At 68.3% G+C, this 15,406-nt stretch carries 15 protein-coding genes; 9 read left to right on the forward strand and 6 right to left on the reverse strand.

The annotated features are described in order from the left end of the window. Nucleotides 1–4 precede the first annotated feature (4 nt). The 3 genes from JX552_RS14230 to JX552_RS14240 all read right to left on the reverse strand — a co-directional run bounded on the left by JX552_RS14230 (nucleotide 5) and on the right by JX552_RS14240 (nucleotide 3,131). Nucleotides 5–1,447: a TfuA-like protein gene (locus JX552_RS14230; protein WP_205877984.1), complete on the reverse strand. Its 1,443-nt coding sequence runs from the start codon at nucleotides 1,445–1,447 to the stop codon at nucleotides 5–7. Then, nucleotides 1,444–2,694, reverse strand: a complete 1,251-nt coding sequence (locus JX552_RS14235) for a YcaO-like family protein (protein WP_205877985.1) — start codon at nucleotides 2,692–2,694, stop codon at nucleotides 1,444–1,446. Before JX552_RS14235 ends, JX552_RS14230 begins: the two co-directional genes overlap by 4 nt. A 242-nt stretch (nucleotides 2,695–2,936) precedes the next feature. Then, nucleotides 2,937–3,131: a hypothetical protein gene (locus JX552_RS14240; RefSeq protein WP_205877986.1), complete on the reverse strand. Its 195-nt coding sequence runs from the start codon at nucleotides 3,129–3,131 to the stop codon at nucleotides 2,937–2,939. Nucleotides 3,132–3,269: 138 nt separating this feature from the next. On the opposite strand from JX552_RS14240, the gene JX552_RS14245 reads away from it, so the two are divergent. Then, the gene (locus JX552_RS14245) at nucleotides 3,270–3,620 is read left to right on the forward strand and encodes a DUF732 domain-containing protein (protein WP_205877987.1); all 351 of its coding nucleotides are present in this window, start codon (nucleotides 3,270–3,272) and stop codon (nucleotides 3,618–3,620) included. 103 nt (nucleotides 3,621–3,723) lie between these two features. On the opposite strand, the gene JX552_RS14250 is transcribed toward JX552_RS14245, so the two are convergent. The 3 genes from JX552_RS14250 to JX552_RS32320 form a co-directional block, all read right to left on the reverse strand. After that, on the reverse strand, nucleotides 3,724–4,164 hold the full coding sequence (locus JX552_RS14250) for a hypothetical protein (RefSeq protein ID WP_205877988.1): 441 nt from the start codon (nucleotides 4,162–4,164) through the stop codon (nucleotides 3,724–3,726). Between the two features lie 199 nt (nucleotides 4,165–4,363). Beyond that, nucleotides 4,364–4,705: a PE family protein gene (locus tag JX552_RS14255; protein ID WP_205877989.1), complete on the reverse strand. Its 342-nt coding sequence runs from the start codon at nucleotides 4,703–4,705 to the stop codon at nucleotides 4,364–4,366. A 9-nt stretch (nucleotides 4,706–4,714) separates the two neighbouring features. Then, nucleotides 4,715–7,255 carry a PE family protein gene (locus tag JX552_RS32320; protein WP_277396078.1) on the reverse strand — a complete coding sequence of 847 codons (2,541 nt, stop codon included), beginning with the start codon at nucleotides 7,253–7,255 and terminating at the stop codon, nucleotides 4,715–4,717. A gap of 133 nt (nucleotides 7,256–7,388) precedes the next feature. Here JX552_RS32320 and JX552_RS14265 point away from each other — a divergent pair, with 133 nt between their 5' ends. The 8 genes from JX552_RS14265 (at nucleotide 7,389) to JX552_RS14300 (ending at nucleotide 15,344) form a co-directional block, all read left to right on the forward strand. Beyond that, nucleotides 7,389–8,171, forward strand: coding sequence for a tetratricopeptide repeat protein (locus tag JX552_RS14265; protein ID WP_205877990.1), 783 nt, complete (start codon nucleotides 7,389–7,391; stop codon nucleotides 8,169–8,171). Nucleotide 8,172: 1 nt separating this feature from the next. After that, nucleotides 8,173–9,186: an HAD-IIA family hydrolase gene (locus tag JX552_RS14270; RefSeq protein WP_205877991.1), complete on the forward strand. Its 1,014-nt coding sequence runs from the start codon at nucleotides 8,173–8,175 to the stop codon at nucleotides 9,184–9,186. 23 nt (nucleotides 9,187–9,209) lie between these two features. Continuing rightward, a complete protein-coding gene (locus JX552_RS14275) occupies nucleotides 9,210–9,386 on the forward strand; it encodes a hypothetical protein (protein WP_205877992.1) in 177 nt (58 codons plus the stop codon). An 8-nt stretch (nucleotides 9,387–9,394) separates the two neighbouring features. After that, nucleotides 9,395–10,204, forward strand: a complete 810-nt coding sequence (locus JX552_RS14280) for a TlyA family RNA methyltransferase (protein ID WP_205877993.1) — start codon at nucleotides 9,395–9,397, stop codon at nucleotides 10,202–10,204. Further along, nucleotides 10,201–11,124: an NAD kinase gene (locus JX552_RS14285; RefSeq protein WP_205877994.1), complete on the forward strand. Its 924-nt coding sequence runs from the start codon at nucleotides 10,201–10,203 to the stop codon at nucleotides 11,122–11,124. The genes JX552_RS14280 and JX552_RS14285 overlap by 4 nt, the downstream gene beginning before the upstream one ends. 3 nt (nucleotides 11,125–11,127) lie before the next feature. Further along, entirely contained in the window at nucleotides 11,128–12,876 is a 1,749-nt protein-coding gene (gene recN, locus JX552_RS14290) for a DNA repair protein RecN (protein ID WP_205877995.1), read from the forward strand. Nucleotides 12,877–13,206: 330 nt separating this feature from the next. Next, nucleotides 13,207–14,388 carry a putative cytokinetic ring protein SteA gene (gene steA, locus JX552_RS14295; protein WP_205877996.1) on the forward strand — a complete coding sequence of 394 codons (1,182 nt, stop codon included), beginning with the start codon at nucleotides 13,207–13,209 and terminating at the stop codon, nucleotides 14,386–14,388. Between the two features lie 11 nt (nucleotides 14,389–14,399). Then, the gene (locus tag JX552_RS14300) at nucleotides 14,400–15,344 is read left to right on the forward strand and encodes a copper transporter (RefSeq protein ID WP_205877997.1); all 945 of its coding nucleotides are present in this window, start codon (nucleotides 14,400–14,402) and stop codon (nucleotides 15,342–15,344) included. Nucleotides 15,345–15,406 lie beyond the last annotated feature (62 nt).

Consider the following 15,406-nt stretch of genomic DNA (forward strand, 5'->3'; position numbering starts at 1 on the left):
TCGGTCAGATGCCGCCGAGCGTGCCGACCTCGATCGAGGGCAGCTGGTCGTCAGCGGCTGCCACGGCAAACAGACTGGCCGCGTTGTAGAACGCGTCGTTGGTCATCAATCCCCGTTGGGCGAGTTCTATGTGGTCTACCTCCGTGCCCCAACGCATGCCGAACAAGCGCCTGAGCTGCGTGGGGTCGGGCCTTTGCAAGTTCAAAGTCGGCTTCTGCTTTGCCAACTCGTCGCGCCGAGCCAACGCCTGCGCGACCATGGCGCGCCACTCGGGCAGCCGCGGATCCTTGCGCAGCAGTTCGAGGAAGTGCTGGATGGCCGGCAATGACCGGGTGAAGAACAGGGTCCGGGTGGTCAACCGCGCCGAAACTGAAATGGGGTCGCCGCTGAGCGAGAGGCTCTCTTCGTCGGTGAGCCAGTGAGCCCTCACGTGTTCCGGGAACCCTGATGCGTCGATGATTCCCGACGCGACCGCGTAGCGGTGCGCGACGGTTTCCAGCGCGCGTTCGTAGTCGGCGATGCCGACGTCGGCGACCGCCCGCGATGCGCGATCCCGGACGCTGCCCTCGTCGCCGGGATGAACCGCGTTCCAGTACCACGCGGCCACTTGCTCGAGGGCCGGCCGGTAGGCCCAGCGGTCGGAGGCGCACACACTCAGCAGCGACAGGACGTCGACGTCCACGACGTGGACGACGTCGGAGGTCCCTTCGGTCACTTCGACGGGTGTCGCCGGGGCCCAACGTTGACGCCAACGCTCCGACCACACGGTGGGGGGAGGCCCGGGACGTACCGCGACGTTTCTCGGGCCGCGGATCACCTCCCGCAGCGCCAGCACTGCGTCGGTGTGCTTGATGTCGATCCGCATCGCCTTCAATTGCTGTGCCAGCGAGGGGCTCTCCGGGATTCCTGCGGATTCGAGCAGACGATTCCAGGTGCGCTGGGTAAAGGGTGTGCGGCGGGCGGTCTCAATGAGCCGCTCGGCCGTCGCCGATGACAGGACGCCGGATTGCACTGCCTGGGAAACTGTTTGGCGGATATTGACGAGTGCGTCCACGAATACCGGGTAGCCGTCTTCGGGGTCGCCGTGCACCATGCCGACTTCGTCGTCGGCGTCGATGACGCCGTCACGGTATCCCTCGAACACCCAGCCGTAGCCCTCCATGCCGAACGGATGTAGTTCCGCGGCACGCAGCGCACCCATACTCGACGAGCCGACCACCCGCACACCGTCGTCCATCAGCGTCAGCAATTCCTTATGCCGCACCGAAGCGCTCTGGAAGAAGAGGCCGTCGACGATGAGCAGCGTGTCCCCGGGGCGCAGCCCGTACCGCAGCGCGTCTCCGAACGAAATCGGTGGGACCACTTCGGCATGGGGGATCACGGCATGGATATCCGGCGCACCGATCGTGGGCCCCGCGGTGACAACGATGCGCGCCGCGGCGGTCACGGGTGCTCCTGCAGCGGGGTGCGCAGGGGTGACTGCACCGTCGCCGACATGCCCGGTGCGATCACCTTGACGACGGGCACGCAAGCGTCGGGGAAGTCGCACACCACCGCAAGCGGCTCGGCGCCGGCCACCGCCGCTACGGCGGTCCCCGCCGTAGCGAGCAGTTCGCCCAGCGAGTCGGTGCTCGTGATGTGCCAGGGCGTGGGGCCTCCTTCGGGCATGGCCTGCATCGACTTTCGGGCGGGCGCGAAGGTGTGCATGCGGGCGAATCTCTGATAGATGGCCGAGGGCAGATCCTCGCGTGCTCCACTGATCGCGGTCAGACGCGATTGTGCGGCTTCGGTAATCGCTCGGGAGAGTGCGACATTGGGATCATGATGGAGACCGCTGCCACTGAACGGGATCTCCATCATTGGTGAGGTGATCTCGGCAGCGAAGCAGTAGAACCCGTCCCAGACGTCCATTCGGGCGACCTGCAGTTCGCTTTTCGCACGGTGGATCATCTCCACCAAAGGCGCGCATTCCGAGCGCACGACGTCGTCGATCGGCACTTCGAACAAAGTGGATCCCGGCTGCGCGGCGGCCATGCCGTATCGCTCCATGATCTCGTAAAGGCCGTGCAGGGTGGCCTCGTGGTAGCTGTTGCCCGAGGCCAATCCCGTTGTGTCCATGCCGAAAATCGGTGGCCCCCAGGCGTCGGTGACCGAGATGTTCACCAGGGTGGCCAGCCACGGTACCCAGGTCCGGCGGCCGGTCAGTAGTGTCGTCGCGGCCATCCAGTCGAGTTTGGCCCCCGGGTGATAGAAACTGCCCGCCGGACGGTTGAGGTCAGCCGGGTCGTATGTCAGCTCATCAATGAGTTCCGTTGTAGGAGTCGATAACCGGTCTGGGCTGATGTTTTCGACGTGCCAGTTCTCCAGGGACTCCATGACGGCGGACACCTGCGCGGCCCGGTAGGTGGTGGCTTTGCCCTGGCTGACCGACAGCGTCAGCGACGCCGGTCGCACCGCTTGCACTGTCGGAATTCCCAAATCGTCGAGCCAGGTGAGATCAGCGACGCGGGTGATGCCGGCCACCGCCAGCAGCGGCTGGATGGCCGCCCACGTCTGGTCCGGCGAGATGGTGCGATGCGTGCCCGCGTGGTGACCGATCTTGAGGGGGTCGGCGTGGCCCAATACCCGTGCGGGCCAATGCGACCAATCGGGGCCACTGAGTTGGGTGGTGGCGCGCCCTTGCGGTTCCGACATGAGCTTCACGCTACTGAGTAAGGGCATCAACGGAAGACAATTCGTCCGGTTCGACGAGAAAAGTCCAGCGGGATCTCACCGCGAGGGGAGGGGGGAGGGGTATGCGATGAGACCCCGCTGGAAGTCCGGTCACTCGGTGACGTCGGCCACCGTGAACAGGGGCGTGGAATACACGCACTCCTTCTCGCGGAACAGGGTTTCGTGGGACATCCGGGGTTACCTTTCGGGTATGGGGCGCCGGCTCACTCGGCGTCGCCGTCGTGGAACGCCGGAGCGGAGTAGGCATCCTCGCTCTCGAAGAACAGGGTCTCGTAGGTCATGGGACGTGCCTCTCGTGGTTGTGCGTTCGTTCGACACCAATTCTTGGCCGCACCGAACCGCCGTGGTATCCCACCGCTGGCTGTTTGGGGGCGGAACTCGAGGTCCGCCGACGGCACGAGAGCGTTGTCCGCCGAACGGGGGACAGCAGGCGATAGCTCGCCTTTCGCCGGGTAAGTGCAACCAAAACGCGTTAGTGGTCGAACCTTTACCCCACCGTGTTGTGAACGTGACAGTTGTTAAGCACTGTTGTCACGATGACCGCACCCGCGATCGCCCTCAGACTGCTGGCTCTGGCTGCAGGCGTGTTCGGAGTGTCGGCCACGGTGGCGGCGCCGATCCATGCCGACATGATGGGCAATGCGTTCCTCAATGCCCTCAATAATGCGGGCATTCCCTACAGTCAACCGGCCACGACGATAGCTCTCGGTCGCTCGGTGTGCCCCAAGGTGCTTTCGCCCGGTGGATCGTTCGACGCCATCGTCGCCGAGATGGCCGAAATCAACGGCCTGTCCAGGGAGCGGGCGGCCGCGTTCACCATCGTCGCGATCGCGACCTACTGCCCTGCGTTGATCTCGCCGATGCTGCCGCATCGACTACAGGCTTAGGCGGGCGTAAACCACTGCTGGCCGGGTGCGCCGCGACTGCCGGTGTCATCGCCACCACATCGGGGAGCGCGCTGACACGAGGCACTGACGTTTCTCCTCCAGGTCAGAACTTGTCCCGCCTCGGCTGACTGACCGTCATCTCCAGAGAGTCCGTTATTGCCGGCTTGCCCGGCGTGGCCGCCGGAGCCGCCAAGACCTGAGCCGCTGGCACCTGCCTGTCCGCCGTCGCCGCCCAAGCCCCCGGCGCCGCCTCGGCCGCCGGTTCCGGTCGCGCCGGCGCTGCCTGCGCCCCGGTCAGTCCGCCCTGACCGCCGGTGCCACCGCTGCCTCCGCGGTGACCGCCTGCGCCGCCTGCGCCGGCGGTTCCGCCCTCGCCGCCGGTTCCACCGGTCCCGCCCGGTCCGCCATTCGCAGCGGTGACCGGAGTCGCCGAATTGGTCGTGACGGGGCTTACGGACGTGCCGGGCTGCGCGGCTGTTGATCGAGCGGGCGACGACGTCGGTTCCGGTCCCGCCGGTGCCGCCTTGGCCGCCATCGCCGCCATTGCCGATCAGGTAGGTGTTGCCGCCGGTGCCGCCGCGGCCGGCGGTGATGCTGGGAAAGTCATACGGTTGTCCGGGGTGGGGGTCGGCGTATAGGCCGTGTCCGCCCTGGCCGCCGGTGCCGCCGTTGCCGTAGAGCCAGCGGCCGGTGTCGCCGGGGGTGGTGGCATCAGCGTCCGTGGCCGATCGATATGCGCCCGGTCAGTGCCATCTTGCCATCGACGGGGCGTTGAGGACATCGAGCAGCGATTGCAGCGGATTGGCCGCGACGGCTTCGGCGGCGGCATAGGTATTACCGGCGGTGTGCAGCGCGGCCACGAACTGCTGCTGCCGCCCGGACAGCCGCGCTCCGATCGCCTGATACGCCCGGGCATGGTTGGCGAAAAACGCCGCGATCGCCGCCGAAAGCTCATCGGTGCCCGCCGCGGCCACGACTGTGGTACGGGTCGCGGCAAGAGCGTTGGTCTCCTCGACGCTTGCCGCGAATCCTGCCAAATCCGTTGCAGCGGAGGCTATTAGCTGAGTTGGTGCAACGAGAGGCATGGGGTGGTGCTAACCGGTGATCCCGGTGGATCCAGCCCCACCGGCCTTGCCGGCGCTGCCGGCGGTGCCGGGCACGTTGTCGATGTTGCCGCCGGATGCCTCGCCGCGGGCGCCGCCGTTGCCGACCGTGGTGCCGCCGGCGCCGCCTTCACCGCCCGGCCCCCCGGCACCGCCACCACCGTTTCGGCCGGCGCCGCCGAATATCCCGCCGGCCCCGCCGGTGCCGCCCTGCTGACCACCGGCGCCACCCTTCCCGCCTTGACCGCCCTGGCCGCCGTCACCCCCGTCGCCCCCGTTGCCGGCGGTGTTATCCGAGCCGCCGGTCGCGTTGGCACCGTTGCCGCCGTGTCCGCCTGCGCCGCCGTCGCCCCCTGCGCCACCGGCCCCGCCCATCCCGGCGTCGCCACCGGCACCGCCGAAGCCGACGAGCTTCCCACCGGCGCCACCGTTGCCGCCGACGCCGCCCTGGCCGCCAGTGCCGCCGAGGCCACCGCTTCCGCCGCTTCCGCCGTCACCTCCCGACCCGGCGATGCTGCCGAAATGGGCGCTGTCCGAATGTCCGCCGGCGCCTCCGTTGCCGCCGCTGCCGCCGCGGTCACCAGTGCCCCCGAGGCCTCCGATGCCGCCTTGGCCGCCGGCTCCACCGTTGCCGATCAGCAGCCCTGCGTTACCGCCATTGCCGCCGGCACCTCCGGCGCCACCGTTGAGTGGCGGGGTTTCGCCGGAGGCGCCGTCACCGCCTCGGCCACCGCTACCGCCGAAATTGTTCGTCTCGTTTCCCACGGCCGAGCCGCCGTTTCCGCCGTTTCCGCCCGCGCCGCCGGGACCGCTGCCTGGTGCGCCGTTGCCCCCGTCGCCCCCGTGGGTGCTGTCCGCCAGCACATCGTCGGGGGCACTGACGTTTCCGCCGTTTCCGCCAGTGCCACCGTTGGCGCCGCCTGGCCCGGCCGCGCCGCCGTCGCCGCCCCGGCCGGCGTTCACGGTGAAACCACTGGGGTTGGTGCCATCGGCGCCGCTGCCGCCCGTGCCGCCGTTCTGGCCGGTTGCTCCGGCGATCCCGGTGAGTCCACTGCCGTCCGGTTGAACAGAGCTGTTGGGGATTGCCGGTGTCACGTTGATGCCGTCCGCCCCGGTCCATCCGGTGCCGCCTTGGCCGCCATTGCCCCCGTTGCCGATGAGTCCGGGGGCGTTGCCACCGTTACCGCCTTGACCGGGGTAGATAGCGGGAGTGGTGGTGATGAAGGTATTGGCGGGCAGGCCGGCGCCGCCTTGTCCGCCGTTGCCGCCGTTGCCGAAGAGTTGCCCGCCGGTACCGCCGTTGCCGCCGGCCGCGCCGGTTCCGGCACTACCGCCGGTGCCGCCGTTGCCGATGGCGCGAGCCGATCCGCCGGTGCCGCCCTGACCGCCTTGTCCGCCGAAGGATGTTGCGCCACCGCCGTTTCCGCCGTTTCCACCGTCGCCGTACATGATGCCGCCGGTGCCGCCGCTGCCCCCGATGCCGCCGACGCTCACGGTCAGACCGGTGGCGCCGCTGCCGGCGGCGCCGCCACTTCCGCCGGTGCCGATCAGTCCGGTGGCGCCGCCCTGGCCGCCGTTTCCGCCGTTCCCGCCAGCGCTGAAACCACTGCCGCCGTCGCCGCCGGTGCCACCGGAGCCGCCGGCGCCGATCCAGTTGCCGCCGGTACCGCCGTTGCCGGCGGTGCCGCCGGCGCCGCCGGTGAAGCCGTTTCCGCCGGTGCCGCCGTGTCCACCCGCGCCCCCGTTGCCGAAATAACCGGCGTTGCCGCCGGTACCGGCTGCGCCGCCGGCCCCGGCGTTTCCGCTCAAAGCGGTGGTGTTGCCGCCGGTACCGCCGTCACCGCCGAGGCCGCCGGTACCCCATATCCCGGCTGTCCCGCCGTTGCCGCCGGCGCCGCCGTGGCCGCCGTGGCCGCCGATGGCGGTGTTGCCGGTGCCGTTGCCGCCGTTGCCGCCAACACCGCCGTCGCCGGAGAGCCAGCCGCCGGCTCCGCCGTTGCCGCCACTTGCTGAGAGGCCACCATTGCCGCCCGCCCCGCCGTTGCCGATCAATCCGGCTGCTCCGCCGTTGCCGCCGGCCTGTCCGGCGGCTCCGGTGGCGCCATTGCCGCCGTTGCCCCACAGCCAGCCGCCGTCACCGCCATTGCCGCCGGGGGTGCTTGCATTCGCGCCGTCGCCGATCAGGACGCGTCCGGTCAGCGCCGCCGACTGGGTGTTGACGGCGTCGAGCAGTGATTGCAAGGGAGTGGCCGCGGCCGCGTCGGCCGCGGCATAGGCGCTCCCGGCTGAACTCAACGACGCCACAAACCGTTGCTGCAACCCGGCCACCCGGGCACTGATCGCTTGATACTCCCGGGCATGGCCGCCGAACAACGCCGAGATGGCCACCGACACCTCGTCGGTACCGGCCGCCGAGAGGGCGGTGGTGGGGAGGGAGGCGGCGACATTGGCCGCGTTGATCGACGAACCGATCCCGGACAGGTTCGTGGCGGCCGCTGCCACGAAATCGGGCCATACGCTCACAAAAGGCATGGCTCATGCTGATCAGCCAGCGTTGGGTGAAGTATGAACAGTCGTGAAATCCGCTGGTAGCGGCTCTGCGCGAGGTACCGGAAGCGGGACCGCAAATTGTGAGCCTGGCGGGGATACCCGTAACCTCTAGCGAGTGGTCGATGACAGGCGTGGTCGTAGCAACGAGCGGCGGCCGCGTTCTGGCTCCGACGGCGCGCCGCGGCGTTCTGGCCCGGGGCGGGCGCGTTCGGCCCAACCCCACGGTGACGCCACTCCAACCGGCCCCCCGATTCCGGCCGATATCGAGGCGCGGCAGCTGGCGCCCGACGTGCGCCGCGAACTGAGCACGCTGGACCGGGTCACCGCCGACGCTGTGGCACGCCACCTGGTAGCCGCCGGTGGGCTGCTCGACGAAGATCCCGAGGCCGCACTGAGCCATGCCCGTGCGGCCCGAGCTCGGGCGAGTCGGATCGCGGCGATTCGAGAGGCGGTCGGCATTGCGGCCTACCACTGCGGCGACTGGGGTCAGGCGCTGGCCGAATTTCGTGCCGCCCGGCGAATGGGCAGCAAGTCCCCGTTGCTGGCACTGATCGCCGATTGCGAACGTGGCCTCGGCCGCCCACAGCGTGCCATCGACTTGGCGCGCGGACCCGAGGCGGCCGAGCTCAGTGGTGATGACGCCGACGAGCTGCGCATCGTCGCCGCCGGTGCACGCGCCGACCTCGGTCAACTCGAGCAGGCGCTGACGTTGCTGTCCACCCCGCAACTCGATCCGGCGCGCACCGGTTCGACGGCCGCGCGGTTGTTCTACGCCTACGCCGAAACGCTATTGGCGCTCGGACGGGGCGATGAAGCGCTGCAATGGTTTTTGCGCTCGGCGGCCGCCGACATCGAGGGCGTCACCGACGCCGAAGAACGGGTCAGCGAACTTGGCTGAGATGAAGAGCATTGCGCGGCACTATGATTGCCTGCTTCTCGACTTGGACGGAACGGTTTTTCGCGGCCATCAGGCTACCGAGGGCGCGGTCGACTCACTGGACGCGATAGACAGCCGCAAGCTGTTCGTCACCAACAACGCATCGCGCAGCGCCGACGAAGTCGCCGCACACCTGCGCGAGCTCGGCTTCACGGCCGGCAGTGACGACGTCGTCACCAGTGCGCAAAGTGCCGCCCACCTGCTCGCCGCCCAGCTGCCACCGGGTTCGAAGGTGCTCATCGTCGGTACCGACGCACTGGCCGACGAGATCTCGACCGCGGGCCTGTTGCCGGTCCGTCGTTTCGAAGACGGGCCGGATGCCGTCGTTCAAGGGCTTTCCATGACCATCGGCTGGCCGGAGTTGGCCGAGGCGGCGCTGGCCATCCGGGCGGGCGCACTATGGGTTGCGGCCAACGTCGACCTCACCTTGCCTACCGAACGAGGTCTGTTGCCCGGCAACGGATCTCTGGTGGCCGCGCTGCGCGCGGCTACTGGTGAACAGCCGCAGGTGGCCGGTAAACCGGGACCGCAGTTGATGAAAGATGCGGTGGGCCGCGGCGAGTTCGCGGCGCCGCTGGTCGTGGGTGACCGGCTCGACACCGACATCGAAGGCGCCAACGCCGCCGAACTGCCCAGCCTGATGGTGCTCACCGGAGTGAATTCCGCGCGCGATGCCGTTTTCGCCGAGCCGGCTCAGCGCCCCACCTATCTCGGCCGCGACTTGAGGTCGCTGCACCAGGACGCCGAGCTGCTGAGGGTGGGCCCGCAGCCCGGCTGGCGGGTCGAGGTCGGGGACGAGGTCGCGACGGTGACAAGTCGTTCCGGAGAGGCCGACCAACACCACGACGACGACCTCGCGATTGTCCGGGCCGTCGCCAGTGCGATCTGGGACGCGTCGGCAACGGTCCGGATCGACGCCGGCGACGACCGGGCCCGCGACGCACTGGACCGCTGGTCCCTGATGCGTGACGAGTAGACGATGACTACCGTAGGAGCGCAATGACTATCGATCCTGAGCAGATTCGCGCCGAAATCGAATCGCTGATGGCCCAGCTCCCTGACGCCGCTGATGCCGCTTCAGGGCCTTCACTGGAGGAGCTAGAGGACATCGCCCGTCGCCTTTCCGAGGCGCACGACGTGCTGCTGCAGGCGCTGGAGTCGGCGGAGAAGGGCTGAGTGCCCGCATGCCCCGGCGTGCTCGCGTCGACGCCGAGTTGGTGCGGCGAGGTCTGGCGCGTTCGCGGCAACAGGCCGCGGAGTTGATCGGCGCCGGCAGGGTGCGGATCGACGGATTACCGGCGGTCAAGCCGGCCACCTCCGTCGCGGTCACCGCGGCACTTACGGTGGCCGACGACGGCGGACGCTCCTGGGTGTCACGGGGGGCGCACAAGCTCATCGGCGCGTTGGACGCCTTCGGCATCGCAGTCGAGGGCCGGCGTTGCCTGGACGCGGGCGCCTCAACCGGCGGATTCACCGAGGTCCTGCTGGACCGCGGCGCCGCCCAGGTGGTTGCCGCCGACGTGGGCTACGGGCAGCTGGCCTGGTCGCTGCGCAGCGATTCGCGGGTGGTCGTGGTGGAGCGCACCAACGTCCGTGACCTGTCGCCCGAGACGATCGGCGGGCCCGTCGCCCTGGTGGTGGCCGATCTGTCCTTCATCTCGTTGGCCACCGTAATGCCCGCGCTGGTTGGCTGCGCTTCGCCGGACGCCGATATCGTTCCCATGGTGAAGCCGCAGTTTGAGGTGGGGAAGGGTCAGGTCGGACCCGGCGGGGTGGTGCAGGACCCCCAGATGCGCATCGATTCGGTGCTTGCCGTCTCCCGCCGTGCCGCCGAGCTGGGTTGGCGTACCGTCGACGTGACGGCCAGTCCGCTTCCCGGGCCATCGGGCAACGTCGAGTATTTTCTGTGGCTGCGGGCCCGGACGGAGCGCGCGCTGGACGGGGATGAGCTGTCGGCTGCGGCGCAGCGCGCAGTAAGAGAGGGCCCACAGTGACCACCGAACGCACCGTCCTGTTGGTTGTGCACTCCGGCCGTGACGAAGCCACCGAAACGGCCCGGCGGGTCGAGAAAGTGTTGGAAGCGAAAGGAATCGCGCTGCGGGCACTCTCGGCAGAGGCCGTCGACAGAGGCTCGTTGCGGTTGAGCCCCAACGATATGCGGGTGCTGGGTGTCGATATCGAGGTGGTCGACGCCGATCCGATGGCCGCCGATGGTTGCGAGCTAGTGCTGGTGCTGGGCGGGGACGGAACTTTCCTGCGGGCGGCCGAACTCGCCCGTAACGCCGCCATTCCGGTGTTGGGCGTCAACCTGGGCCGGATCGGTTTCCTGGCCGAAGCCGAGGCCGAGGCCATCGACGCGGTGCTTGATCACGTTGTAGCGCAAGACTATCGCGTCGAAGACCGGTTGGTCTTGGACGTTCTGGTCCGGCAAGGCGGCGAGGTGATCGCTCGGGGCTGGGCGCTCAACGAAGCCAGCCTGGAGAAAGGCCCGCGACTCGGTGTCCTCGGCGTCGTCGTGGAGATCGACAGGCGACCGGTCTCGACGTTCGGCTGCGACGGTGTGCTGGTGTCCACTCCTACCGGATCCACCGCGTACGCATTCTCCGCGGGCGGGCCGGTGTTGTGGCCGGATTTGGAAGCAATCCTGGTGGTACCCAACAATGCTCACGCCTTGTTCGGACGTCCGATGGTCACCAGCCCCGATGCCGCCATCGCTATCGAGATCGAGGCAGACGGTCACGACGCGCTGGTGTTCTGCGACGGCCGCCGCGAGATGGTGGTACCGGCCGGCAGTCGGCTCGAGGTCACCCGCTCTGTCACACCCGTGAAGTGGGTGCGCCTGGATAGCGCACCCTTCACCGACCGGCTGGTCACCAAGTTCAAGTTGCCGGTTACAGGTTGGCGCGGGAAATAGCCGGTGCTGAACGAGATTCGCATCGAGGCCCTGGGTGCTATCAGTGTGGCGACCGCCGAGTTCGATCGCGGCTTGACCGTGCTGACCGGTGAGACCGGCACCGGAAAAACTATGGTGGTCACCGGCTTGCACCTACTGGGTGGGGCTCGCGCGGACGCGACCCGGGTACGGTCGGGCTCCGAGCGCGCCGTGGTCGAAGGTCGTTTCACCACAACCGATATCGACGACGCGGTGACCGCTCAGCTGGACGAGATCCTGGACGCCTCCGGAGCGGATCGCGACGAGGACGGCAGCGTGATCGCGTTGCGCACCGTCAATCGTGACGGGCCCTCGCGGGCCTACCTCGGCGGCCGGAGCGTGCCGGCAAAGTCGTTGAGCGGCTTCACCACTCAGCTGCTGGCGCTGCACGGCCAGAATGACCAGCTGCGGCTCATGCGACCCGACGAGCAGCGCGGCGCGCTGGACCGGTTCGCGGGCACCGGGCCCGCGCTGGAGCGTTACCGCAAACTACGGGAAGCGTGGTTGTCGGCGCGGCGCGACCTCGGCGACCGTCGAGAGCGGACCCGTGAACTCGCTCAGGAAGCCGATCGACTCCAGTTCGCGCTCGACGAGATCGCCACCGTCGACCCGCAGCCAGGAGAAGACGAAGCGCTCGTCGCCGAGATCGTCCGGCTCTCCGAACTGGACACCCTGCGCGAAGCCGCAGCATCGGCCCGAGAGTTGCTGTCCAGTTCATCTGACGAGGGGTTCGGCGCCGCCGACGCCCTGGGACGTGCCCGGAGTGCGCTGGAGTCGGCCGGTGACACGCGGTTGCGAGCGCTGGGCGACCAGATCGGCGGCGCGTTGACGGTGGTCGTCGACGCGGTCGGCGAATTGGGCGACTACCTGGACGGGCTGCCGACCGACGCCAGCGCGCTGGATGCCAAACTGGCCCGCCAAGCGCAGCTGCGCACGCTGACCCGTAAGTACGCCGCCGATATCGACGGGGTGCTGCAGTGGGCGCAGGATTCCCGCGACCGATTGGCTCAGCTGGACGTGTCCGAAGAGGGGCTAGCCGCACTGGAACGCCGGGTCGATGAGCTCGGCAGCCAATTGGGCCAAGTTGCAACCGATCTCAGCAAGATCAGACTTAAGGCGGCCAAGAAGCTGGCCAAAGAGGTCACCGCGGAGCTGGCCGGCCTGGCCATGAACAACGCCGACTTCACCATCGGCGTCAGCACCGATGTGGCCGATCCGCACGACCCGTCCGCGCTGGTGATGCCCGACGGCGAACCAGCACGGATCGGTACCGATGGCATCGATCTGGTGGAGTTCGGCTTCGCCGCGCACCGTGGCATGTCGGTGCTGCCGCTGGCCAAGAGCGCCTCGGGCGGCGAGCTGTCGCGGGTGATGTTGGCACTGGAGGTGGTGTTGTCCGCCTCGGCCACCGGCACCACGATGGTGTTCGACGAGGTCGACGCCGGCGTGGGGGGCTACGCGGCGGTGCAGATCGGTCGACGGCTGGCCAGGCTGGCCCACACCCACCAGGTCATCGTCGTCACGCACTTGCCGCAGGTCGCGGCCTACGCCGATGTGCATCTGGTGGTGCACAGTCAGGGGCCGAAGGGCACCAGCGGAGTACGCCGGTTGGACACCGACGAAAGGGTCGCCGAGCTGGCCCGGATGCTGGCCGGGCTGGGGGAGTCTGACAGCGGCCGCGCGCATGCCCGCGAGTTGCTCGAGACTGCGCAGCAGGACCGCGGTTCAGACTGAGCCCTCACGCCGCGAGTGCGCCACGAAGTGGTCCGTGTCGGCGTTTCCCTTGTCTCGGCGCACCTCCATCGCTGCATTCAGAGCCACAGTGAGAATCCGTTGTCACCCGCGGCGCGGTAGGGCCGCTGAGGATGGGGGCGAGCGTGCACGTAGTGCCGCCCGCCACGGCGTGTCGCCGTACCTGGGTGCACGTTCGCGCCCGCGGTCGGCCCAAGCTCGAGACGCCCCCGCGATCCAACTGTGACAGATGTGACGCTTTATAACTTCTGAGGCAGATGTTACGGCGCGCCTCCCCGCCCGAGTCGTCTATCGCCGACAGAATCGGCTCCCATGAAGATGTCAGCGCTTCTATCTCGCAACACCGTCCGGCCCGGCCTCGTCGGCACTGCCCGCGTCGATCGGAACATCGACCGACTGCTGCGCCGGGTCTGCCCCGGCGACATCGTGGTTCTCGACATCCTGGACCTCGACCGCATCACCGCCGACGCACTGGTGGAAGCTGACATCGCCGCCGTGGTCAACGCGTCCCCATCCGTGTCCGGCCGTTACCCCAACCTGGGCCCGGAGGTGCTGGTCAACAACGGTGTCACCCTGATCGACGAGACCGGTCCCGAGATCTTCAAGAAGGTCAAGGACGGCTCCAAGATTCGCCTTTACGAGGGCGGCGTGTACTCGGGGGACCGCCGACTGATCCGCGGCACCGAGCGCACCGACCACGACATCGCCGACCTGATGCGGGAGGCCAAGAGTGGCTTGGCCGCTCACCTGGAGGCGTTCGCGGGCAACACCATTGAGTTCATCCGCAGCGAAAGCCCGCTGCTTATCGACGGAATCGGCATCCCCGACATCGACGTCGACATGCGGCGCCGGCACGTGGTGATCGTCTCCGAGGAGCCCAGCGCCGAGGATGACCTGAAATCACTCAAGCCGTTCATCAAGGAGTACCAACCCGTCCTCGTCGGTGTCGGCCACGGCGCCGATGTCCTGCGTAAGGCGGGCTACCGCCCCCAGCTCATCGTCGGTGACCCCGACCAGATCAGCGCCGAAGTCCTCAAGTGCGGCGCCCAGGTGGTGCTGCCCGCCGATGCCGACGGCCACGCCGCCGGACTGGAAAGGATTCAGGACCTCGGCGTCGGGGCCATGACATTCCCCGCCGCCGGCTCCGCCACCGATCTGGCCCTGCTGCTGGCCGATCACCACGGCGCGGCATTGTTGGTCACCGCCGGCCACACGGCCAACATCGAGACGTTCTTCGACCGGACCCGGTCGCAGAGCAACCCGTCGACCTTCCTCACCCGGCTGCGGGTGGGCGAGAAGCTGGTGGACGCCAAGGCCGTCGCCACGCTGTACCGCAACCACATCTCCGGCGGCGCCATCGCGCTGCTGGCGCTGACCATGCTGATTGCCATCATCGTCGTGCTGTGGGTGTCCCGCACAGACGGCGTGGTGCTGCATTGGATCATTGAGTACTGGAACCGATTCACCCTCTGGATCCAGAATCTGATCTCCTAGGAAGTGCCCTGATGATCTCGTTACGCCAACACGCCATCTCGCTGGCCGCCGTCTTCCTGGCGCTGGCCATCGGGGTGGTGCTGGGCTCCGGCTTCTTCTCCGACACCGTGCTGTCCAGCCTGCGTAACGAGAAGCGCGACCTGGCCAGTCAAGTCAGCAGTCTCAACGACCAGCGCAATCAGCTCAATGAAAAGCTTACTGCGGCAAACACTTTCGACGCACAAGTGCTCGGGCGAATAGTGCATGAGGCATTGACCGGCAAGACGGTGATCCTGTTCCGTACCCCGGACGCCAAAGACGACGACGTAGCCGCGCTGTCGAAGATCGTCGGCCAGGCCGGCGGATCGGTCACTGGCACCGTGTCACTCACCCACGAGTTCGTCGAGGCCAACTCCGGGGAGAAGCTGCGCTCGGTGGTCAACTCCTCGATCCTGCCGGCCGGCACCCAGTTGAGCACCAAACTGGTCGACCAGGGTTCGCAGGCCGGCGACCTGCTCGGCATCGCCTTGCTGGTCAACACCAATCCCCAAGCCCCGGCAGTGGACGACACCGCGCGTGACACCGTGTTGGGCGCGCTGCGCGAGACCGGCTTCATCACCTATCAACCCAACAATCACATGGCGGCGGCAAACGCCGCCATCGTCGTTACCGGCGGCGCGGTGCCCACCGACGCCGGCAATCAAGGGGTCACCGTGGCGAGGTTCGCAGCTGCACTGGCGCCTCACGGTTCGGGCACGGTGCTGGCCGGGCGCGACGGCTCGGCCGCCGGTAGCGCAGCGGTAGCCGTGGCTCGCGCCGACGCCAGCATGGCGGCCGCGATCAGTACCGTTGACGACGTCGACGTCGAACCCGGACGCATCACGGCAATCCTGGCCCTACACGATTTGGCAGCCGGCGGCCGTCCCGGTCACTACGGCACCGGACATGGCGCGGCGTCGGTGACCGTTCCCCAGTAGTTCCCCAGTAGGGCGTGTTCGACGCGGCGGGCCGCCGTGGATGTTAGGGTGGATTTCCGTGG

It is taken from the genome of Mycobacterium gordonae, from assembly GCF_017086405.1.
Taxonomy (GTDB): Bacteria; Actinomycetota; Actinomycetes; order Mycobacteriales; family Mycobacteriaceae; genus Mycobacterium; species Mycobacterium gordonae_D.

Excerpts from the sequence above, each read along its gene's own strand:
- JX552_RS14235 (WP_205877985.1), bottom strand. The coding sequence starts at position 2,694 with ATGTCGGAACCGCAAGGGCGCGCCACCACCCAACTCAGTGGCCCCGAT.
- JX552_RS14245 (WP_205877987.1), top strand. The coding sequence starts at position 3,270 with ATGACCGCACCCGCGATCGCCCTCAGACTGCTGGCTCTGGCTGCAGGC.
- JX552_RS14250 (WP_205877988.1), bottom strand. The coding sequence starts at position 4,164 with ATGGCGGCGATGGCGGCCAAGGCGGCACCGGCGGGACCGGAACCGACG.
- JX552_RS14255 (WP_205877989.1), bottom strand. The coding sequence starts at position 4,705 with ATGCCTCTCGTTGCACCAACTCAGCTAATAGCCTCCGCTGCAACGGAT.
- JX552_RS32320 (WP_277396078.1), bottom strand. The coding sequence starts at position 7,255 with ATGCCTTTTGTGAGCGTATGGCCCGATTTCGTGGCAGCGGCCGCCACG.
- JX552_RS14270 (WP_205877991.1), top strand. The coding sequence starts at position 8,173 with ATGAAGAGCATTGCGCGGCACTATGATTGCCTGCTTCTCGACTTGGAC.
- JX552_RS14275 (WP_205877992.1), top strand. The coding sequence starts at position 9,210 with ATGACTATCGATCCTGAGCAGATTCGCGCCGAAATCGAATCGCTGATG.
- JX552_RS14280 (WP_205877993.1), top strand. The coding sequence starts at position 9,395 with ATGCCCCGGCGTGCTCGCGTCGACGCCGAGTTGGTGCGGCGAGGTCTG.
- steA (WP_205877996.1), top strand. The coding sequence starts at position 13,207 with ATGAAGATGTCAGCGCTTCTATCTCGCAACACCGTCCGGCCCGGCCTC.
- JX552_RS14300 (WP_205877997.1), top strand. The coding sequence starts at position 14,400 with ATGATCTCGTTACGCCAACACGCCATCTCGCTGGCCGCCGTCTTCCTG.